Genomic DNA, 17,645 nt, shown 5'->3' with positions numbered 1-17,645 from the left:
CAAAACTTTTTTTAAATTCTTAATAAAAATAACTTTTTTAAAATGTTAAGAACTGATTATCAGTGTTTAAATCTTTCAAAAGCGGCTCGCTCCAACATTTCTCTGTCATCCGGGTGTGCTATGCTGATGAGCTCCTGTGCCCTCTGACGAAGGTTTTTTCCATATAAATAGGCAGTTCCGTATTCGGTAACAACATAGTGAATATGTCCTCTTGTTGTAACCACTCCAGCTCCTTGTTTAAGATAGGGAACAATTCTGGATATCCCTTTTTTGGTTCTTGAAGTAATAGCAATAATAGGTTTTCCATCATCACTTAATGCAGCGCCTCTCATAAAGTCCATTTGTCCTCCGATACCGCTATACTGTAAGGTTCCGATGGAGTCAGCGCATACCTGCCCGGTAAGGTCTATTTCAATAGCGGAATTGATGGCTACCATTTTCTTATTCTTCATGATGTTGATGGGGAAATTAACCTCACTTACATCCCTAAAGGCAAAAACAGTATTGTCATCTACATAATCGTATAATTTTCTGGTTCCGAAGCAGAAACTGGTGATCGTTTTATTGTCATTATAACCTTTGTATTTATTATTGATTACATCATTTTGAATAAGATCAATAACTCCATCACTTAACATCTCGGTGTGAATTCCAAGGTCTTTGTGACTGTGAAGGCATTGCAGAACGGCATCCGGAATAGTACCAATACCCATTTGAAGGGTAGATTTGTCCTCAATAAGCTCGGCTACATTTTTACCTACAAGCATTTCTTCATGACCTACTTTTGAGCCATAATCTACGGTGTGAAGCTCTTCTTCATGCCATACCAGTTTATGGATCCTACTAATATGAATCATACCGTCTCCATGTGTTCTTGGCATTCTTGGATTAACCATTGCAACGATGGTTTTTGCAGTATCTACGGCTGCTCTTGCGATATCTACTGAAGTTCCCAATGTACAAAAACCATGTCTGTCCGGTGGAGAAACGGTTATAAGAGCTACATCCAACGGAAGTATATTTTTTCTGAATAAGATGGGAATCTCACTTAAAAATACAGGTACGAAGTCACCTCTGTCTGAATTTACAGCATCCCGTACTGGTGTAGAAACAAATAAAGAATTGACAAAAAAATTATCTTTATACTCAGGTTTTGCGATTTCTATATTTCCCTGTTGGGTAATAGAAACCATTTCTACATTTTCCAATCTGTGAGCCTGTCTTGCAAGCTCATCAATCAGGTAATTAGGAGTACATGCGCTTCCGTGAAAAAATACACGGTTACCGCTTTTTATAGTATACATTGCTTCTTCAGCGCTGATATAATTATGCATATTTTATCTTTTTATTATAATGTTTCTGACTTATTTTTATTTCATAAAATGCCTAACCTTTCTCAAAGATAACTTTTATATCATTATTTATTTCAAATATTTTAAATGATATTAAAAGACTTTTATCATATGAATGAATTATATAAATTTAATAAAAAATAAAGACCGAATGCATTACATCCGGTCTTTAATATTAGATATTTGTAAAATTTTTAGTTGGAAATTTCCACGGCTGCTGCCTGTTTCATGCTTCCTGTTTCGGAGAAACGTAAATGCCAACTGAATGCTTCTTCCAGTAAATGAGGAGTGTGTCCACCTCTTTCACAAGCTCTGTCGAAATAAGACTGTAATTCTTCTTTATATTCCGGGTGAACACAGTTATCAATAATTTTCTCGGCTCTTTCTCTTGGAGCTAAGCCTCTTAAATCAGCCAATCCTACATCAGTAACCAAAATATCAACGTCATGCTCTGTGTGGTCTGTGTGAGAAACCATTGGAAGAACGTGTGAAATATTGTTCCCTTTTGAAGCAGCCTGAGTTACGAAAATACTTAAGTATGCATTTCTGGCAAAGTCACCGGAACCACCGATTCCATTCATAATTTTTGTTCCTCCAATATGTGTGGAGTTTACGTTTCCATAGATATCGAATTCAATGGCTGTATTGATGGCTATTACTCCTAATCTTCTGATCAATCCAGGAGTATTGGAAATATTTTGAGGTCTTAAAACGAATTTATCTTTATATTTTGAAAGGTTTCCTAAGACTCTTTCATAACATTCTTTTGAAACAGTGATTGATGATGCAGAAGCAAAACTTAGTTTACCTGAATCTATTAAATCAAATGTACTGTCCTGAAGAACCTCAGAGAACATCGTTAAATCATAGAAGTTACTATCCTTAAATCCTGTAAGTACAGCGTTGGCAACTTTACCAATACCCGCCTGAAGAGGAAGTAATCTGTCTGTAAGACGTCCTAAACGAACTTCATTTTCAAAGAATTCAAGAAGGTGTTTTGCGATGGCTGTTGTTTTTTCGTCTGGTTCAGCAATGTCTGCAGGGCTGTCTTTAAGATTGGTGAAAACAATGGCTTCAATTTTATTAGGATCTACTGGAATGCTTTTTCTACCGATTTTGTTCCAAGGCGCAACAATTGGAATAACATTTCTGTAAGGGTAATCTTCTGCCTGATAGATATCGTGAATTCCGTAAACTTCTTCCGGAACTTCGGTATTGATTTCAATGATGATTTTTTTAGCTAAAGCAGCAAAAGTAACAGAATTTCCTACTGATGTTGTAGGAACAATGCTTCCGTCTCTTTCAATATAAGCAGCTTCGATAACTGCTACGTCGATGCTTTGAAGATTTTTGGTATGAAGAAGCTCGGCGCTTTCACTCAAATGCTGATCGATGAAAAGAATTTCACCATTATTGATTTTGTTCCTCAAAATAGGATCTACCTGAAATGGCATTCTTTTTTTAAGAACATTCGCTTCTGCTAGTTTTCCGTCGGTACCATGTCCCAGTGAAGCTCCGGTCATTAAAGTGACTTTAAGGTCTTCTGTTTTTCCTCTTTCTGCCAGTGCCGGCAAAATTGCTTTGCTGTCACCTGCTTTTGTAAAGCCGCTTGACCCTATGGTCATACCGTCTTTAATCATTTTTACAGCGTTCTCGGCTGTAGTTACCTTTTCGTGTAAACTTTCTAATCTGATTCTTTCTAACATGTAATATTGATTTTTATTAAACCACCATTACTTAGGATGCGTTATGAAAAATAATGATGGTAATATATGTGAACCATACCTTACAAATTTACAAAAAAAGACGCTTTAAATAAAGGATTTAAAGCGTCTTTTGTATGTATTCAGTAATAGTTTTTCTCTATGATGAAAAAGATTTTTACTGTTTTATTCTAACCAAGAAGTTTTGTAGGACGGATCTTCCACTTTTAGAGCTTCTTCCGTGATTTTTAAAGGGCGGAAAGGATCTACCATTACGGCATATTCTTCTGTGAATTTTTTACCAATACTCCTTTCCATAGCACCTGGATGAGGTCCGTGTACAATTCCTCCCGGGTGAAGGGTAAAGTCCATAAGATCAATATGGTTACGACTCATAAAATCTCCTTCGGTATAGAACAATACCTCATCGGAATCAATATTGGAGTGGTTATAAGGTGCAGGAATAGCCTGTGGATGATAATCGTACATTCTTGCACAGAATGAGCATACTACAAAGTTATGTGCCTCAAAATTCTGGTGAACCGGTGGTGGTTGGTGAATTCTTCCTGTAATCGGTTCAAAGTTTTTGATATTGAATTTATAAGGATAGAAATATCCGTCCCAGCCAACAACATCAAACGGATGTGTTGCATAAATGAAGTCTGTGATCTGATTTTCTTTCTTTACTTTAATTAAAAATTCTCCTTTTTCGTCTACAGGTTCTTTGAAAACAGGAGCAATCATGTCTCTTTCGCAGAACGGAGAGTGTTCCAGTAGCTGCCCGAATTCATTTCTGTATCTTTTTGGGGTATAGATAGGAGAGTGGCTTTCCAATACGAAGAATACTGTATTTTCAGATGTTAGTTCTACCTGGTAAATAGTTCCTCTTGGAATGATAAGGTAATCGCCAACCCCAAATTCAAGGTCTCCTACAAATGTTTTTAAAATTCCTGTTCCTTTATGAACAAATAAAAGTTCATCACACTCCGCATTTTTGTAGAAATAATCCATTGATTTTCTAGGTTTTGCCAATCCCATTTTCAGGTCGTTGTTCATCAAAAGAATCTTACGGCTGTCCATGAAATCGTCCTCAGGAGTTACATTCATTCCTTTGAACATTCTTGGTGTAATGTTTTTTTCTACCGCTATTTTGGGAGTCACATCTTTCGGTTCTCCGATTGATTTGATCTGTGTAGGGCGGTGAATATGGTAGAGCAGAGAAGAAATACCGTGAAAACCTTCCGTTCCGAAAAGCTGTTCATAGTAAAATTTATCTTCCGGAGATTTAAAGACTGTATGTCTTTTTTGTGGGATATTTCCCGCTAGATGATATCTCATTTTACTTTCATATGTAGTTTCTCAAATTTAATCATTTTTCATGAATTGGCTTAATCAAAAAAAAACGCACAAGTTTTGTATATCAAAAATAATTGTTAGATTTGTCTAACAATTTTAATTTCATGAAGCGAATATTATTTTCTATTACTTTTTTATCCTCGTATTGTTTTGCCCAGGAGACCGACAGTTTACGTTTAAATCAACCAAAAAATATTGATTCTGCAAGGGTTTTCAATAAAGAGATCAAAACGAGTAATATTGAGGATGTAGTGGTGACGGGAACCATAAAACCTATGAGCAGATCGAAAAGTCCGGTAGCGGTAGAGATCTATAGCCAGAAATTTTTCCAGAAAAATCCTACACCCAGTATCTTTGAAGCCATCGGAATGGTAAATGGGGTAAAACCTCAACTGAATTGCTCCGTTTGTAATACCGGAGATATTCATATCAATGGGTTGGAAGGTCCGTATACGATGATACTTATTGACGGAATGCCGATTGTAAGTTCACTTTCTACAGTATATGGATTGAGTGGTATTCCTAATAGTCTTGTGGATAGGATAGAAGTCGTAAAAGGTCCTGCATCTTCCATTTATGGTTCAGAAGCGATGGGAGGGGTGATTAATATTATCACAAAAAATGCTTTGACGGCTCCAAAATTAAGTGTAGATATGATGACCAGCTCGTGGGCTGAAAATAATCTTGACCTTTCCACAAAATTTAATCTTGGAAAGAATGCTGCTTCATTATTAAGTTTAAACTATTTCAGTTTTAAAGAAAGAATAGATCAGAATAAAGACAATTTTACGGATACAACTTTACAGAGCAGGATTTCGGTTTTTAATAAATGGAACTTTAAAAGAAAGGAAAACAGACAGGCAAGTTTTGCAATGAGGTATTTGTATGAGGATCGTTTTGGTGGTGAAATGCAGTGGAATAAATCTTTTCGTGGCAGTGATGAGGTATATGGTGAAAGTATTTATACCAACAGAGCGGAAGTTTTTGGTTTGTATGAATGGCCAATGAGGGAGCATATTGTCACTCAGTTTTCTTATAATTATCATGATCAGAATTCTTTTTATGGATCAAATCCTTTTAATGCTCTTCAGAAAGTAGCTTTTGTGCAAACCTATTGGGACCGAAGTTTTGGAAAGCATGATATCACCGCTGGATTTACTTTTAAAAGAACCTTTTATGATGACAATACTCCGGGAACACTGGCTTCTGACGGAATCTCCAATGCACCGATGAAGTCTCCGATATGGGGAGCGTTTATTCAGGATCAATGGGAGATCAATGAAAAGAATACGTTGTTACTTGGCTATCGTTATGATTATGATAAGGTACATCATTCCGTACATTCTCCAAGATTAGCATGGAAGTTTTCACCGAATCCTTATCATACTTTACGTTTCAATTTTGGGACCGGATTCAGAGTTGTGAATCTTTTTACAGAAGATCATGCGGCTTTGACGGGTTCAAGAGAAGTAGTTGTAAAATCTAACCTGGAACCTGAAAGATCAGTGAACGGAAATCTGAATTATATCTGGAAAATTCCTGTAGGAACCCGAATGTTACATCTTGATGCTTCTGCATTTTATACCTATTTCAGTAATAAAATTGTAGGTGATTTTGAATCTGATCCAAATAAAATTATTTATGATAATCTTCATGGGTATGGTATTTCCAGAGGAGCTTCTCTGAATGTTGATTTTACTTTTCAGTTTCCATTAAGTGTAAATCTCGGAGTAACTTATCTTGATGTATACCAAAAGTATGATAATGAAAATCAAAAAACACAGCAACTTCATGCTCCCAAATGGAGTGGAACTTATAATCTGACGTATAAATTTCCTCACAATCTGACTGTAGATTTTACCGGACAATTTTACGGACCAATGAGACTTCCTGTTTTACCGAATGACTTCCGTCCGGAATATTCACCGTTTTACTCTCTTGCCAATATTCAGGTGTCGAAGAGTTTTAAATCCGGTTTTGAAGTGTATGGAGGTGTGAAAAACTTATTCAACTTTACTCCTAAAGATCCCTTGATGAGACCTTTTGACCCGTTTGATAAACATGTTGATGATCCTTTCAATAATCCAAACCATTATACTTTCGATACCGCATATGGCTATGCACCTATGCAAGGAATCAGAGGGTTCTTGGGAGTAAAATATACTTTGAAGTAAATGAAAATTTTTGCTTTATTTTTAATGTTAGTGCCCTGTTTTTATCTGTCTCAGATGAAGACAGGGACTTTTTCTGAATTGGAACTTCAACAAAAAGAGTCTTCAAAACCTATTGTTATTCATATTTATACAGATTGGTGTTCGGTCTGTAAAATAGAATCCTTCCATCTAAATAAGGATAAAGATTTGGTGAAGATCATGAATGAGAATTTTTATCTTATCAATTTTGAAGCTGAAAAGACAAAGGAAAAAATTAGATTTCAGGGACGGGATTTTGAGTATTTATCTAACGGAAGTTCCGGAATTCATGAGTTGGCGTTGGCATTGTCTAAAAATAAAGAACAACCGGTTTATCCGTTGTGGATTTTCTTAGATAAGAATCAGAATCTGGTGTATTATCATGAAGGATTATTGAATCCTGAAAAAATGAAACAGAAATTGCTGGAGATTTTGGCTTTGTGATTGGTTGAAAACTGCTAACGCATAAAGTCTTTTCTTTTCGGCACGTCTTTTATCTATGATACAATTAAATATTGATTATTTTAATGCTACGAATGCACTAATAAAATGATGCATATGTAATTTCGCGTATACAATCTATCTCTATGTGGTTCAAAAAATTAAATCATATCGTTACAGAGAATTTTGTGGAAAGTAAACGTATTTTATGCGTGCATTCGTGGCAAAATAGTAGCAGTTTATTTAAAGCTCTCGCAGATTGAACAGATTTCGCAGATCTTTTTGCATCTGTGAAATTTATATGATCTGTGGGGCATCTTTTACTATTTAACTTCAGCGTCTATTAAAACAGCCAGTTGAATGCATGATTGGTTCCTCTTTGGATAACAATATCTCCCGGTCTTAGAAGGGTTTCGCCTTCATCCATAATAAGATGAAGCTCACCGGAAAGAATAATGATATAATCCAATGTCAGGGTTTTATGCATCATGGGATGAGGTTCCCCTTTTTTTAATTCCACACCTAAATCCTTATCTGGAGGAATAACGACATATCTGAAGTAAGTCCCGTTTTTAGGTGTTTGTGGAAATCCTGTATTGGGAATTCTTTTTTCAAAATCTAGGGTTGCTGGGGTTTTTTGAGTGTTCCAGATATCTGAAATGATCAAACCCGGGAAATGCTCTACAGCATTTTCTACCTGTTGGTCTTCTGTAATTACTGATTTCCCGTCTTTGATACCTGTTACGATACGTCTTGGTATATTGTTCATTTTATGAATGTTTCATGATGAGTTTATGACCTTGTGTCTTATTGTTTTTAAGTAAATCATGTGCCTGTAGAACAGTTTTCAGAGAAAGATTACCTATGGTTTTGTACTGGGAAGGAATAAGATTTCCATTTTCAATCATTCTTGATATTTCTTCCAAACTATTTTTATAATAATCATACTTTTTAATCATACTGTATGCATAATTAGAGATATTCATTATTAAAGTTCCTTTATTAAAAAGAATTTCATGAGCATCTTTAGTAACAAGAGCAGTTACGTCTACGTAAGTTCCGTTAAGTTTTAAAACTTCAGCGGTTACTTCAGCCATATAATTTCCAACCAGATCAATTCCTACGTCAAAAGGCTGATTGTTATTCGCTTTTAAAAGATTTTGTACAAGATTTTCATGCCTGTAATTGATAATCTGATGGTCTTTTAAACCTATTTTAAGAAGCATTTGTTTATTTTCTTCACTCCCTACAGTTACAATGAAATTATGAATATGATGAGCCCGTAAAATTCTTAATAAAAAAGAACCTACACCTCCGGAAGCTCCTGTGATAAGAATAGTCTGTTCCGGTTGTAGTTGTAACCTTTTAAAGATTTGAAGAGAAGTAAGTCCTGCGGATGGAATAGCGGCTGCCTGTTCAAAGGAAATATTTTTAGGTTTTAATGAAACAATAGTATCAGGAACTGAAATATATTCTGCATAAGTTCCGTTACTTCCCATAGAACCACTTCCGCAGAAAACTTCATCACCAATATTAAATTCCGTCACATTGCTGCCTTTTTCTACAACAATTCCCGATAATTCCCGACCCAATATAGGAGAGCTGATTAGTTTTCGTTCCAATTCATTTTCTAACATCTGATAATCTATAGGATTAAAACCACTTGCTTTGATCTGAATTAATACTTCATTATTCTTAGGTTTAGGCTTTTCTGTAAAACCATCCTCAAGTTCAAAATTCTGATTTAAAATAACTACTTTCATACGATTGATTTGATGTACAAATGTAAAGAGTGAATAGTTTATATTTGCTACTAGTTAACAAATGGTAACTAGTTACCTCCATGAAACTATTATGGCAAAAATTATTGAAAACGGTGTAGAAAGAGAGGCAAGCTGTACTGAAGAATTGTTCGCAATGCGCGACAGTCTTGATGTATTGGGTGGAAAATGGAAGCTGATGATTTTACGTTATCTGACTAACAGAACGGATCAACAGATTCATTTTAAAAAGCTGGAACGTGGTATTGAGGGAATTTCCGCTAAAATGTTGAGCAAAGAGCTGAAAGAATTAGAAACAAATCTTCTGATCACAAGAACCATTCAGGATACGAAACCTATTACTGTCACCTATGCAGTGACGGAATATGGGAAATCTGTATTTCCAGTAACAGAAACACTGGTGAACTGGGGAATACTCCATAGAGAGAAGATTAAAGCTTCAATGGGGTAATATATTTTAAGATTAAAAGTTACTTCCCACAAATCTCACAGATGCAAAAAATCTGCGAGAGCCTTAAATAGACTGCTATTATTTTGCCACGGATACACGAATAAAAAACGTTTACTTTCCACAAAATTCTATGTGAAATTACATACGCATCATTTTATTAGTGCATTCGTGGCAAAAGAATCGGTATAAAATTTTATCGCAAATAAAATCTTTGCGCCTTAACTCTGAAGCATTAAAATAAAGAAATTGCATCTTAGCATTTTCCAACACATTTTCAGCAGACTATTTCAGTAAAACAGCAATGATAGCCAATATCGCAGGCAATGCCTGAACAAAAAATATCTTCTTCGTAGCAGAAATAGCTCCGTAAATACCCGCCACAGCTACACATCCTAAAAAGAATAAGGCAATATTATCCTGCCATTGTGGATCTTTAATAAGGAAAGACCAGATTAACCCAGCCGCAAGAAAACCATTGTATAATCCCTGGTTGGCTGCTAATCCTTTTGTAGGCTTAAACATCTCTGCTGGTAATGCAGCTTTGAAAACTTCCTTGCCTTTGGTTTCCCAGGCAAACATTTCCATCCAAAGAATATAAAGGTGCTCAAGTGCAACAATAGCGATCAGAATTTTGGCAATGACTTCCATGATTTAATGTTTTTGACATTGTAAAACTAAAAAAATAAAGTTAAGTTTGAGTAATCAATTCTAAAGATGGATAATTTCAAGGCACATTTAAATAAATTCATTACGGTAAATGAGGAAGAGTATGTTTCAATTTTTTCATTCTTTGAAGTATTGAAGGTGAAGAAGAAGCAAACCCTGATGCTGGATGGTGAGATTTGCAGAAATATGTATTTTGTAGTGGAAGGCTGCCTGAGAAAATATTTTATTAATGAAAAAGGAGTAGAGCATACCACTCAGTTTGCTATTGAAAACTGGTGGATTACTGATACATTTGCTTATGAGAGACAATTGCAGACAGATTTCAATATCCAGTCTGTGGAAAAGTCTACTATTCTTGTCATTGATTTTAAAAATCAGGAGTTATTGTTGGAGAAACATCCTGTCATGGAAAAATATTTTAGAATTATCTATCAGAGGGCATACGCAGCTTCCGAAAGAAAATTACGTTATCTGACTGAATATTCAAGAGAAGAATTGTATGTACATTTCAGTACATTATATCCTTGGTTTATTCAGAGGATTCCTCAGTATCTTATCGCTTCTTTTCTTGGTTTTACTCCGGAATATTTGAGCGAAATTAAAGCAAAATTACGTTCTTAAACCAGTTTAAGTTTTTTACGGATCAGAAGTCGGAAATTTGTCAAGTAATTAAAAGCGAATGCAATGACAGATACAAAAAATCAATTTCCGCAGTTATTTTTAAGACTTGCTCTTTCTGTGACTATGCTTTCTGCAGTTGCCGATAGATTCGGATGGTGGAGCGCGGAAAATTCTTCTTGGGGAAATATGAAGAGCTTTGAAGAATATACAAGATCACTTACTTTTTTCCTTCCTGAAACTCTGAGTACATGTTCAGCATATGCCGCTACTTTGTTAGAAATACTTTTTCCACTAATGCTGATTGTTGGCTTTAAAACTAAAATTGCAGCCTACGGAAGCAGTATCTTATTGTTGATTTTTGCTGTATCAATGACAGTTGCGTTAGGTTCTAAGGCTCCACTCAATTATTCGGTTTGGGTGGGAAGTGCGGCGGCTCTTTTACTGGCTGTTCAGCAACAATATTCTTTTAGTATAGATCAATTAACCAAAAAATAAATATAATGAGTGCAAGATTTAACATGGCAACTACTGATGCCGCAGCTTATAAAGCAATGCTGGGACTGGAAGGGTATTTACAGAATACATCTTTAACCCATATTCAAAAGGAATTAATCAAAATCAGGGCTTCCCAGATCAATAAATGTGCTTTCTGTCTTGATATGCATACTAAAGATGCCATTAAATATGGGGAAACTCCTCAGAGAATCTTCATTCTTGATGGATGGACGGAAGCAAAGGAATTTTTTACAGAAGAAGAACAAGTACTTTTGGCAATGACGGAAGAAATTACTTTGATCAGCCAAAAAGGCTTAACGGAGGAAACTTACCAGAAAGCTAAATCATTCTTTGATGAGGCGCAGATTGCACAGATCATTATGGCAATTATCACCATTAATGCATGGAACAGAATTGCTGTGAGTACACATTTACCGATAGCTAAGTAGAAGAAAGTAAGTAATACTAAGCATACCAAAAAGAGCTTTTCAAAGTAGAAAAGCTCTTTTTATATTGTTGTGAATTGCAAAATGAGAAGATTCCGTTTATATTAATTCTAAAATAAATCTTAATGGTAATTATTAAGTTTATTACGGAGAATTCTTCGTTTGTTTTGCTTTCCCAAGGTATTAATTGTTATAAAAAATTATAATTAATAAATAGCCACAGGATTTACATTTACCTGTGTAGATCCTACATATAAAGGCTGTCCCAATACAAATAGGAATTCCCATATTTTTTGTTTTACCAATGGGCGGCTGTCAATCAGTTCTAAGTTATAAATTCCTTTTTTTGCAAGCATATATTGGTTGATAGGAAACTCTTCCTTACTTTTTGGATTCGGATACACTTCGGAAGCCCAGGTATCGCCACCAAAAGCAACAATGCCTTGATCAGCCAGCCATTTTGCCGCATCCATCCCGATTCCCGGCTCGGTTTCTAAGAATTGTTTATTGTCTTTACCTACCAGTTCAAGCCATCCTGTATTGAAAAGAATTACATCTCCTTTTCTCAGCGTAAGCCCTTGTTTCTTTAAAACAGCCTTGATGTCTTCAACAGCAAACTCAGTTCCTCCGGATACAATTGCTTTTCCGTAATGAGCGACCATGTCAAGGACTACACCACGGGTAACAAATGGTGGTACTTTTTCAACACCAAGTTTTTTTACACCTTCTACTGTTACAAAATCAGTAGCTTTATTTCCGTTGTAGTAAACATTATCAATTCCGATGTGCCCGATACCATTAAGCTGGGTTCCTACTCCGGTCCATCCGTTTACCAATTCGTCATTGAATGTAAATTTATTGGGACCGATGCTTTTTCCGCCTTGTTCACCGGGTTGGATATTATATAAATTAAAGCTTCTGTGTCTGAAAGCCGGTAAGTTTTTATCAATAGGAACAGCGAGTGCTAATGTTTTGCCTTGTTTTACCAATCCAAGTGCCTGTTTTACAACTTCAGGAGTTAATAAATTAGCCGCTCCAATCTCATCCTGAGCTCCATAAGCTGATGGATACCATGATTTGTCTTCAGGATTGACAAGAGTTTGAGCATTTAATACAATGCTGTTTATAGTCAATAGGGTTGTTAACCCGAACATTTTGATCAGATTATTTTTCATTTTTTACGATTTATGAGTTGAATAAGAAGGGAAGCTGGAAGAGGGGAGTTGTTGATGTCGTTTTACAACTGGGATTCCGTTTATTGAAATGAAGCTTCCGGTTGATGAAAGAATGGAAGATGGGAGTTGGATGTTTTTGAAGTCTTACAATAATTGGTATTTTATTGATTAGATATAACAGATTGTAAGTTTATCATACACGCTAGTGCTTGCATCTTCATATTTTCTCCTTACAGTCTGATAATTTGAATCAAAAGATTGAAATTTATCAATATCCTGACAGTACTTCAATCCTCCAGCTTCCATCTCCCAGCTTTTATATTAAATCTCGCTTAAAGCTACATTGATAAAGTTCAGTTCTTCCTGAGAAAGGTTGATATCCATTGCTTTTGCGTTATCAATGGCTTGCTCTGCATTTCTTGCACCTGCCAATACTACTGTAATTGCCGGCTGTAGTGTAGTCCACCTTAATACCAATTGAGAAAGGCTTGCTCCTTTTTCCTGAGCGATCGGCTCAATTTTTTCTAAGAAAGTTTTTACTTTATTCAGATCAAATTGTGAGAAATAACCATTTCTGTGATCGTTGTCTTTTAATTTATTATCCTTGAAATATTTACCTGTTAACAGACCTCTTTCCATTGGGCTGTATACGATGATCCCTGAATTATTTTCCAACGAATAAGGAACAAGATCGCTTTCAATAGCGCGGTTTAGCATACTGTAAGAAACCTGGTTGCTCGCTAATTGTAAAGTTCTGTTAGCTTCTTCCATTTGTGAAACACTATAGTTACTTACTCCGGCAGCACGAACTTTTCCTTGTTGAATCAATAGCTCCATAGCCTCCATTGTTTCGCTGATAGCTGTTGTGCTGTCTGGCCAGTGAAGCTGTAAGAGATCAATATAATCAGTTCCTAGTCTTTGTAAACTTTCTTCAACCTCTTTGATGATGTTCTCTTTAGAAGCGAATTTATAAACAGGAATTACTTTTCCTTCATCTTCAGCGTCAAAGAAAAATTCTCCTTTTCCGTTATTACTTCCGTCCCATACCAATCCGAATTTTGTTAATAATTGAATTTTAGAACGGTCTTTTCCTTTAATTGCTTCACCAATCATTTCTTCACTTAATCCGAAACCGTAAAAAGGAGCCGTATCAATAGAAGTTACTCCGTGATCTAATGATGCATGAATAGAGTTGATAGAATCCCGTTTTTCATTACCTCCCCACATATTTCCGCCAATGGCAAAAGCTCCGTGAGTAATTGTTGATAATTCCAAATCTGTGTTTCCTAATTTTCTATATTCCATTTTTTTATTTTTAAAATTGATTGTGATTATTTATTTAATACTTTTAAAATAGCTTCTCCCACACTTTTTGCAGATTGCGGATTCTGTCCGGTAATCACTCTTTGGTCAGTTACCACATGATTCTGCCAAAGCCCTGATTTTTCAAATTTTGCTCCTCTTTCTATTAATTTATCTTCTAATAAGAAAGGAACAACATCTGTTAATTTTACTGCTGATTCCTCTTCATTAGTGAAAGCATTGATTTTTTTGCCATCTACCAGATACTTTCCATTACTCAGCTTGATGTTTACCAAACCAGCCGGACCGTGACATACTCCTGCGACAATACCTCCATTCTCATAGATTTTGGAAGCGATAGCTGACAGTTCTGTATTATCAGCGAAATCCCACATAGCTCCGTGTCCGCCGGCATAAAAGATCGTTGAATAATCTTTTGAGTTTACTTGTGATGGTTTTAAAGAATGATCGATTTTATATCTGTATTCTTTGTTTTCCCAAAACTCTTTGTTAACAGGATCTTTTAAATCAAATCCGTCTATCGGAGGAGTTCCGCCTTTTGGACTTACAAAATCAATTTCATATCCTGCTTTGTGAAGAACTTCCCACGGATGAGAAACTTCTCCTAAGTAATATCCAGTGTTTTCACCTGTACTGCCTTTTTTATCATGGCTGGTGACAACGAATAAGATTTTCTTTTTCATAGCATGGGATTTTTGTTGCTGTGCCTGAATAAATCCTATGGTGAAAAGGCTAAGAAATAAAAGTGTTAGTTTTTTCATTTAAATAAGATTTGTAGTGTAAATCTGAGGTGTTTCCTGAAGCTTTTCATCAATCAAAGCACCGAAAGCTTTAATATATGGTTGTTCATTATGCTGTGCTAATCCCTCTTTATTTTTCCAGATTTCATAAAATACAAAATGATTTTTGTCTTCAATTCCCTGATGAAGGTTATACAGTTCGCAAGCTTCTTCTTTTCTTGTTTCTTTTACCATATTCTGAAGAACTTCCAAAACTTCTGCCTGATGTTCTTCTTTGGCTTTAATAACTGCGGTAAGGTGAATTTTCATTATACTAATTCATGTGTTAATTCTTTTTCAAATACATTTTTAACGTGCTCTCTGTAGAGTTTCATATCGCGCTCTATATTGGCATTCTTTTCTACATCATGGAAGTGGAAACTTTCCATTTTTTCTAAGGATACAAAGGCGTTCATTCTATGGAACCCAAATAAAGGTCCTTCATCTACACTTTTTTCATTAAAAAATTCCCCAGGAAGAGTAAATGCTGTTGCCGGAGCATTCCAGCTTGTAGTCAACATATATTTTCTACCACCAAGCATTCCTCCTGTACCGTAATTGATTTCAGGATTCTCAGCATTTCTTCCATCACTTTTATAGATACCTTTAGCGTGACCAGCCGTGAAAACTTCATCAATGTATTTTTTAAGTCCGTTCGGAAGCTGGAACCACCAGATTGGGGTATGGTAAATAATATAATCTGCCCAGACAAACTTTTCTACTTCTTCATGTTTGTCATAATTTTCACTTACGTTTGTTATCTTTACCTCTACATTCTCAAATTCTTTAAGAACAGCTAATGTATTTTCTGCGATAGTCTGATTATATTTTCCTCCGGAATGTCCGAAATTTTGTCCTCCGTTGATGATAAGTACTTTTTTCATTTCTTTATGATTGTTTAAATTTTACTCTGCAAAGTTACATTAGAGTATTGTATAATTAAAATAATATAAATTATAGTAATGTATCAGAATATTTATATTTAAAATTTTATATAAGGAGAATAGTGAATTCGCTTCACTTATCAATTTTTATGATTTGTGCCAATTGATAATTCACTTTGAGAAGCAAAAACTCACTATAATTATTCGTTATTTCATGGTAAAATGTCATGTTATATTTGAACCGTAATTCCCATTCGTCTTGTACATTTGATTAACAAATTGACAGAGAATGATACAGATAGCGATTTTCAGTGATGTACATGGAAATCTTCCTGCGTTGGAAGCGGTGTTGAAAGATATTGAACAAAGGGGAATTCATCAGAAATTCTGTTTGGGAGATCTTGTGGATTTTGCCCCTTGGGGAAACGAAGTTATAGAAAGGATTAAGAGTTTAAATACTCCTTGCCTGATGGGAAATCATGATGAAAGAATTGCTTTTGATATACCTGTTTTTCCCTTGTCTAAACATTCTCAAGAAGAAACAGAAGCAAGATTTATTGCAATAGATCATTCTAAAAAATACATCAACGCTGAAAATAAAATTTTCCTGTCTGAACTTCCTTTTCATTTAAAATTAAATTATAAAGTAGGAAAAAGACACTGGGATATTCAGTTGGTACACTCCAGTCTGACAAGTAATGATACTTATTTATATGAATCTGAAACTGATGAAGTATTTCTGAGTATGCTGGAAGATTCAAAAGCAGATCTGATTGTAATGGGACACACTCATTTATCATTCCAAAAGCAGTTTGAAAATAAAAAATGGGCTGTCAATTGTGGTTCTGTGGGTAGATCTAAGGAAGAGAACCGACTGGCATCTTATTTAATATTGTACTTAACTGAAGAAAAGATTATCCCGGAAATTATACAACTAAGCTATCCGATTGAGGAAGTGATACAAAAGATTAAAGAAAGTGAGATTCCAGATTATTACGCTTCCTTTCTGAAAAATGATAATGTATTAATATTATAATTATTTTGTAACTTTGTATCATAATATTAATAATTAAGTCATGGTTAATTTAGAATGGTATCGTACTTTTAAGGCGATCTATAAAACCGGGACATTGACGGGAGCGGCAGATTCTTTATTTATTTCACAACCGGGTGTGAGTTTGCATTTAAGCTCACTGGAAGCATATGTCGGATATAAGCTGTTTGACAGAACCGGGAGAAAAATGATTCCTACGGAAAGAGGAAAGGTATTATTTAATGCCGTAGCAGAACCTCTTACGAAATTGGAAGATGTAGAAAAGAATTTTCAGAAATCTACGGAAAAGCATACACCTACGATCAGTGTGGGAATGTGCTTTGAAACCTTCCAGACGACTTTGGAGCAATATGTATCTTCATTACCCTTCAACCTTATCATTAGTTTTGGAGAATATCCTGAAATGTTGGATCAGTTGGATAAAGGGATTTTGGACCTTATCATTACTCCTAAAAAAGGCTCTTCGCCCAATATAGAACATGAAGCGTTTTCTTCTGAGCAGATCATTCTGGTAGGCGGAAAAGATGTGGATACGGATGCATTCAAAAAGGTTTTAAAAACAAAAGATGCAGAACAGATTGAAGAGTGGCTGAAGAATGAGAAATGGTACGGAACCACAGGAGATATGGAACATCTTTTTCAATTCTGGACCTTGAATTTTGGTCACAAACCAAACTTCCGCCCGAATTATATCGTTCCTAACTTAAATTCAATCATCCGTTGTCTGAAAGGAGGTGCTGGATTGGCTGTAGTTCCCGATTTTTTATGTAAAAATGAGATAGATAACGGAGAAGTAAAATTAATCTGGGAAGGCAAGAAAAAACTGGAAAATACCTTATATTTTGGTTCCAGAAAAAAGACTAATTATCAAACAGAAATAGATCATATAAAAGGATTATTCCGTAAGATGATGGGTAAAAATTAAT

19 protein-coding genes are annotated in these 17,645 nt (G+C 35.3%); 8 read left to right on the top strand and 11 right to left on the bottom strand.

From position 1 onward, the window contains the following. Positions 1-59 precede the first annotated feature (59 nt). The 3 genes from BW983_RS19995 to BW983_RS19985 all read right to left on the bottom strand — a co-directional run bounded on the left by BW983_RS19995 (position 60) and on the right by BW983_RS19985 (position 4,393). The gene (locus BW983_RS19995; RefSeq protein ID WP_076553574.1) at positions 60-1,334 is read right to left on the bottom strand and encodes an acetyl-CoA hydrolase/transferase family protein; all 1,275 of its coding nucleotides are present in this window, start codon (positions 1,332-1,334) and stop codon (positions 60-62) included. 212 nt (positions 1,335-1,546) lie between these two features. Continuing rightward, a complete protein-coding gene (locus BW983_RS19990) occupies positions 1,547-3,058 on the bottom strand; it encodes a succinate CoA transferase (RefSeq protein WP_076553573.1) in 1,512 nt (503 codons plus the stop codon). 183 nt (positions 3,059-3,241) lie between these two features. After that, positions 3,242-4,393, bottom strand: coding sequence for a homogentisate 1,2-dioxygenase (locus BW983_RS19985; protein WP_076553572.1), 1,152 nt, complete (start codon positions 4,391-4,393; stop codon positions 3,242-3,244). Between the two features lie 122 nt (positions 4,394-4,515). Between BW983_RS19985 and BW983_RS19980 the strand changes: the two genes are divergently transcribed. Together BW983_RS19980 and BW983_RS19975 are read left to right on the top strand one after the other, a co-directional pair. After that, the gene (locus BW983_RS19980; RefSeq protein WP_076553571.1) at positions 4,516-6,585 is read left to right on the top strand and encodes a TonB-dependent receptor plug domain-containing protein; all 2,070 of its coding nucleotides are present in this window, start codon (positions 4,516-4,518) and stop codon (positions 6,583-6,585) included. Between the two features lie 54 nt (positions 6,586-6,639). Next, the gene (locus BW983_RS19975; RefSeq protein WP_228409046.1) at positions 6,640-7,047 is read left to right on the top strand and encodes a thioredoxin fold domain-containing protein; all 408 of its coding nucleotides are present in this window, start codon (positions 6,640-6,642) and stop codon (positions 7,045-7,047) included. A gap of 340 nt (positions 7,048-7,387) precedes the next feature. Here BW983_RS19975 and BW983_RS19970 read toward each other — a convergent pair whose 3' ends face one another. Both BW983_RS19970 and BW983_RS19965 read right to left on the bottom strand, forming a co-directional pair. Then, a complete protein-coding gene (locus tag BW983_RS19970) occupies positions 7,388-7,813 on the bottom strand; it encodes a cupin domain-containing protein (RefSeq protein WP_228409045.1) in 426 nt (141 codons plus the stop codon). Between the two features lies 1 nt (position 7,814). Beyond that, positions 7,815-8,807: an NADP-dependent oxidoreductase gene (locus BW983_RS19965; protein WP_076553569.1), complete on the bottom strand. Its 993-nt coding sequence runs from the start codon at positions 8,805-8,807 to the stop codon at positions 7,815-7,817. A gap of 91 nt (positions 8,808-8,898) precedes the next feature. On the opposite strand from BW983_RS19965, the gene BW983_RS19960 reads away from it, so the two are divergent. Next, positions 8,899-9,276, top strand: a complete 378-nt coding sequence (locus BW983_RS19960) for a winged helix-turn-helix transcriptional regulator (protein ID WP_076553649.1) — start codon at positions 8,899-8,901, stop codon at positions 9,274-9,276. A 282-nt stretch (positions 9,277-9,558) separates the two neighbouring features. Here the strand turns inward: BW983_RS19960 and BW983_RS19955 are convergent, their stop codons facing one another. Next, on the bottom strand, positions 9,559-9,924 hold the full coding sequence (locus BW983_RS19955) for a DUF1304 domain-containing protein (RefSeq protein ID WP_076553568.1): 366 nt from the start codon (positions 9,922-9,924) through the stop codon (positions 9,559-9,561). Positions 9,925-9,990: 66 nt separating this feature from the next. Between BW983_RS19955 and BW983_RS19950 the strand changes: the two genes are divergently transcribed. From BW983_RS19950 to BW983_RS19940, 3 genes are all read left to right on the top strand, one after another. Beyond that, complete coding sequence (locus BW983_RS19950) at positions 9,991-10,563, top strand: Crp/Fnr family transcriptional regulator (RefSeq protein ID WP_076553567.1); 573 nt, start codon at positions 9,991-9,993, stop codon at positions 10,561-10,563. Between the two features lie 63 nt (positions 10,564-10,626). After that, complete coding sequence (locus BW983_RS19945) at positions 10,627-11,058, top strand: DoxX family protein (protein WP_076553566.1); 432 nt, start codon at positions 10,627-10,629, stop codon at positions 11,056-11,058. Between the two features lie 5 nt (positions 11,059-11,063). Further along, positions 11,064-11,507, top strand: coding sequence for a carboxymuconolactone decarboxylase family protein (locus BW983_RS19940; RefSeq protein WP_065396803.1), 444 nt, complete (start codon positions 11,064-11,066; stop codon positions 11,505-11,507). A 203-nt stretch (positions 11,508-11,710) separates the two neighbouring features. Here the strand turns inward: BW983_RS19940 and BW983_RS19935 are convergent, their stop codons facing one another. The 5 genes from BW983_RS19935 to BW983_RS19915 form a co-directional block, all read right to left on the bottom strand. Further along, positions 11,711-12,679: a cyclase family protein gene (locus BW983_RS19935; protein WP_139329326.1), complete on the bottom strand. Its 969-nt coding sequence runs from the start codon at positions 12,677-12,679 to the stop codon at positions 11,711-11,713. A gap of 321 nt (positions 12,680-13,000) precedes the next feature. After that, positions 13,001-13,984, bottom strand: a complete 984-nt coding sequence (locus BW983_RS19930) for an aldo/keto reductase (protein WP_076553565.1) — start codon at positions 13,982-13,984, stop codon at positions 13,001-13,003. A gap of 26 nt (positions 13,985-14,010) precedes the next feature. After that, the gene (locus BW983_RS19925) at positions 14,011-14,763 is read right to left on the bottom strand and encodes a type 1 glutamine amidotransferase domain-containing protein (RefSeq protein WP_084184607.1); all 753 of its coding nucleotides are present in this window, start codon (positions 14,761-14,763) and stop codon (positions 14,011-14,013) included. After that, entirely contained in the window at positions 14,764-15,051 is a 288-nt protein-coding gene (locus tag BW983_RS19920; RefSeq protein WP_076553564.1) for a putative quinol monooxygenase, read from the bottom strand. After that, complete coding sequence (locus tag BW983_RS19915) at positions 15,051-15,665, bottom strand: NAD(P)H-dependent oxidoreductase (RefSeq protein ID WP_076553563.1); 615 nt, start codon at positions 15,663-15,665, stop codon at positions 15,051-15,053. Before BW983_RS19915 ends, BW983_RS19920 begins: the two co-directional genes overlap by 1 nt. A gap of 289 nt (positions 15,666-15,954) precedes the next feature. On the opposite strand from BW983_RS19915, the gene BW983_RS19910 reads away from it, so the two are divergent. Next, entirely contained in the window at positions 15,955-16,701 is a 747-nt protein-coding gene (locus tag BW983_RS19910; protein ID WP_076553562.1) for a metallophosphoesterase family protein, read from the top strand. A gap of 40 nt (positions 16,702-16,741) precedes the next feature. Then, the gene (locus BW983_RS19905; RefSeq protein WP_076553561.1) at positions 16,742-17,644 is read left to right on the top strand and encodes a LysR family transcriptional regulator; all 903 of its coding nucleotides are present in this window, start codon (positions 16,742-16,744) and stop codon (positions 17,642-17,644) included. Position 17,645: the final 1 nt, after the last annotated feature.

Source organism: Chryseobacterium ureilyticum (assembly GCF_900156735.1).
Classification (GTDB): Bacteria; Bacteroidota; Bacteroidia; order Flavobacteriales; family Weeksellaceae; genus Chryseobacterium; species Chryseobacterium ureilyticum.
Note: the sequence above shows the minus strand (reverse complement) of the source record. Positions and strands in the feature narration are given on the sequence as shown.

Excerpts from the sequence above, each read along its gene's own strand:
- BW983_RS19980 (WP_076553571.1), top strand. The coding sequence starts at position 4,516 with ATGAAGCGAATATTATTTTCTATTACTTTTTTATCCTCGTATTGTTTT.
- BW983_RS19950 (WP_076553567.1), top strand. The coding sequence starts at position 9,991 with ATGGATAATTTCAAGGCACATTTAAATAAATTCATTACGGTAAATGAG.
- BW983_RS19975 (WP_228409046.1), top strand. The coding sequence starts at position 6,640 with ATGAAGACAGGGACTTTTTCTGAATTGGAACTTCAACAAAAAGAGTCT.
- BW983_RS19960 (WP_076553649.1), top strand. The coding sequence starts at position 8,899 with ATGGCAAAAATTATTGAAAACGGTGTAGAAAGAGAGGCAAGCTGTACT.
- BW983_RS19965 (WP_076553569.1), bottom strand. The coding sequence starts at position 8,807 with ATGAAAGTAGTTATTTTAAATCAGAATTTTGAACTTGAGGATGGTTTT.
- BW983_RS19930 (WP_076553565.1), bottom strand. The coding sequence starts at position 13,984 with ATGGAATATAGAAAATTAGGAAACACAGATTTGGAATTATCAACAATT.
- BW983_RS19955 (WP_076553568.1), bottom strand. The coding sequence starts at position 9,924 with ATGGAAGTCATTGCCAAAATTCTGATCGCTATTGTTGCACTTGAGCAC.
- BW983_RS19970 (WP_228409045.1), bottom strand. The coding sequence starts at position 7,813 with ATGAACAATATACCAAGACGTATCGTAACAGGTATCAAAGACGGGAAA.
- BW983_RS19915 (WP_076553563.1), bottom strand. The coding sequence starts at position 15,665 with ATGAAAAAAGTACTTATCATCAACGGAGGACAAAATTTCGGACATTCC.
- BW983_RS19925 (WP_084184607.1), bottom strand. The coding sequence starts at position 14,763 with ATGAAAAAACTAACACTTTTATTTCTTAGCCTTTTCACCATAGGATTT.
- BW983_RS19985 (WP_076553572.1), bottom strand. The coding sequence starts at position 4,393 with ATGAGATATCATCTAGCGGGAAATATCCCACAAAAAAGACATACAGTC.
- BW983_RS19995 (WP_076553574.1), bottom strand. The coding sequence starts at position 1,334 with ATGCATAATTATATCAGCGCTGAAGAAGCAATGTATACTATAAAAAGC.
- BW983_RS19935 (WP_139329326.1), bottom strand. The coding sequence starts at position 12,679 with ATGAAAAATAATCTGATCAAAATGTTCGGGTTAACAACCCTATTGACT.
- BW983_RS19905 (WP_076553561.1), top strand. The coding sequence starts at position 16,742 with ATGGTTAATTTAGAATGGTATCGTACTTTTAAGGCGATCTATAAAACC.
- BW983_RS19990 (WP_076553573.1), bottom strand. The coding sequence starts at position 3,058 with ATGTTAGAAAGAATCAGATTAGAAAGTTTACACGAAAAGGTAACTACA.
- BW983_RS19920 (WP_076553564.1), bottom strand. The coding sequence starts at position 15,051 with ATGAAAATTCACCTTACCGCAGTTATTAAAGCCAAAGAAGAACATCAG.
- BW983_RS19945 (WP_076553566.1), top strand. The coding sequence starts at position 10,627 with ATGACAGATACAAAAAATCAATTTCCGCAGTTATTTTTAAGACTTGCT.
- BW983_RS19940 (WP_065396803.1), top strand. The coding sequence starts at position 11,064 with ATGAGTGCAAGATTTAACATGGCAACTACTGATGCCGCAGCTTATAAA.
- BW983_RS19910 (WP_076553562.1), top strand. The coding sequence starts at position 15,955 with ATGATACAGATAGCGATTTTCAGTGATGTACATGGAAATCTTCCTGCG.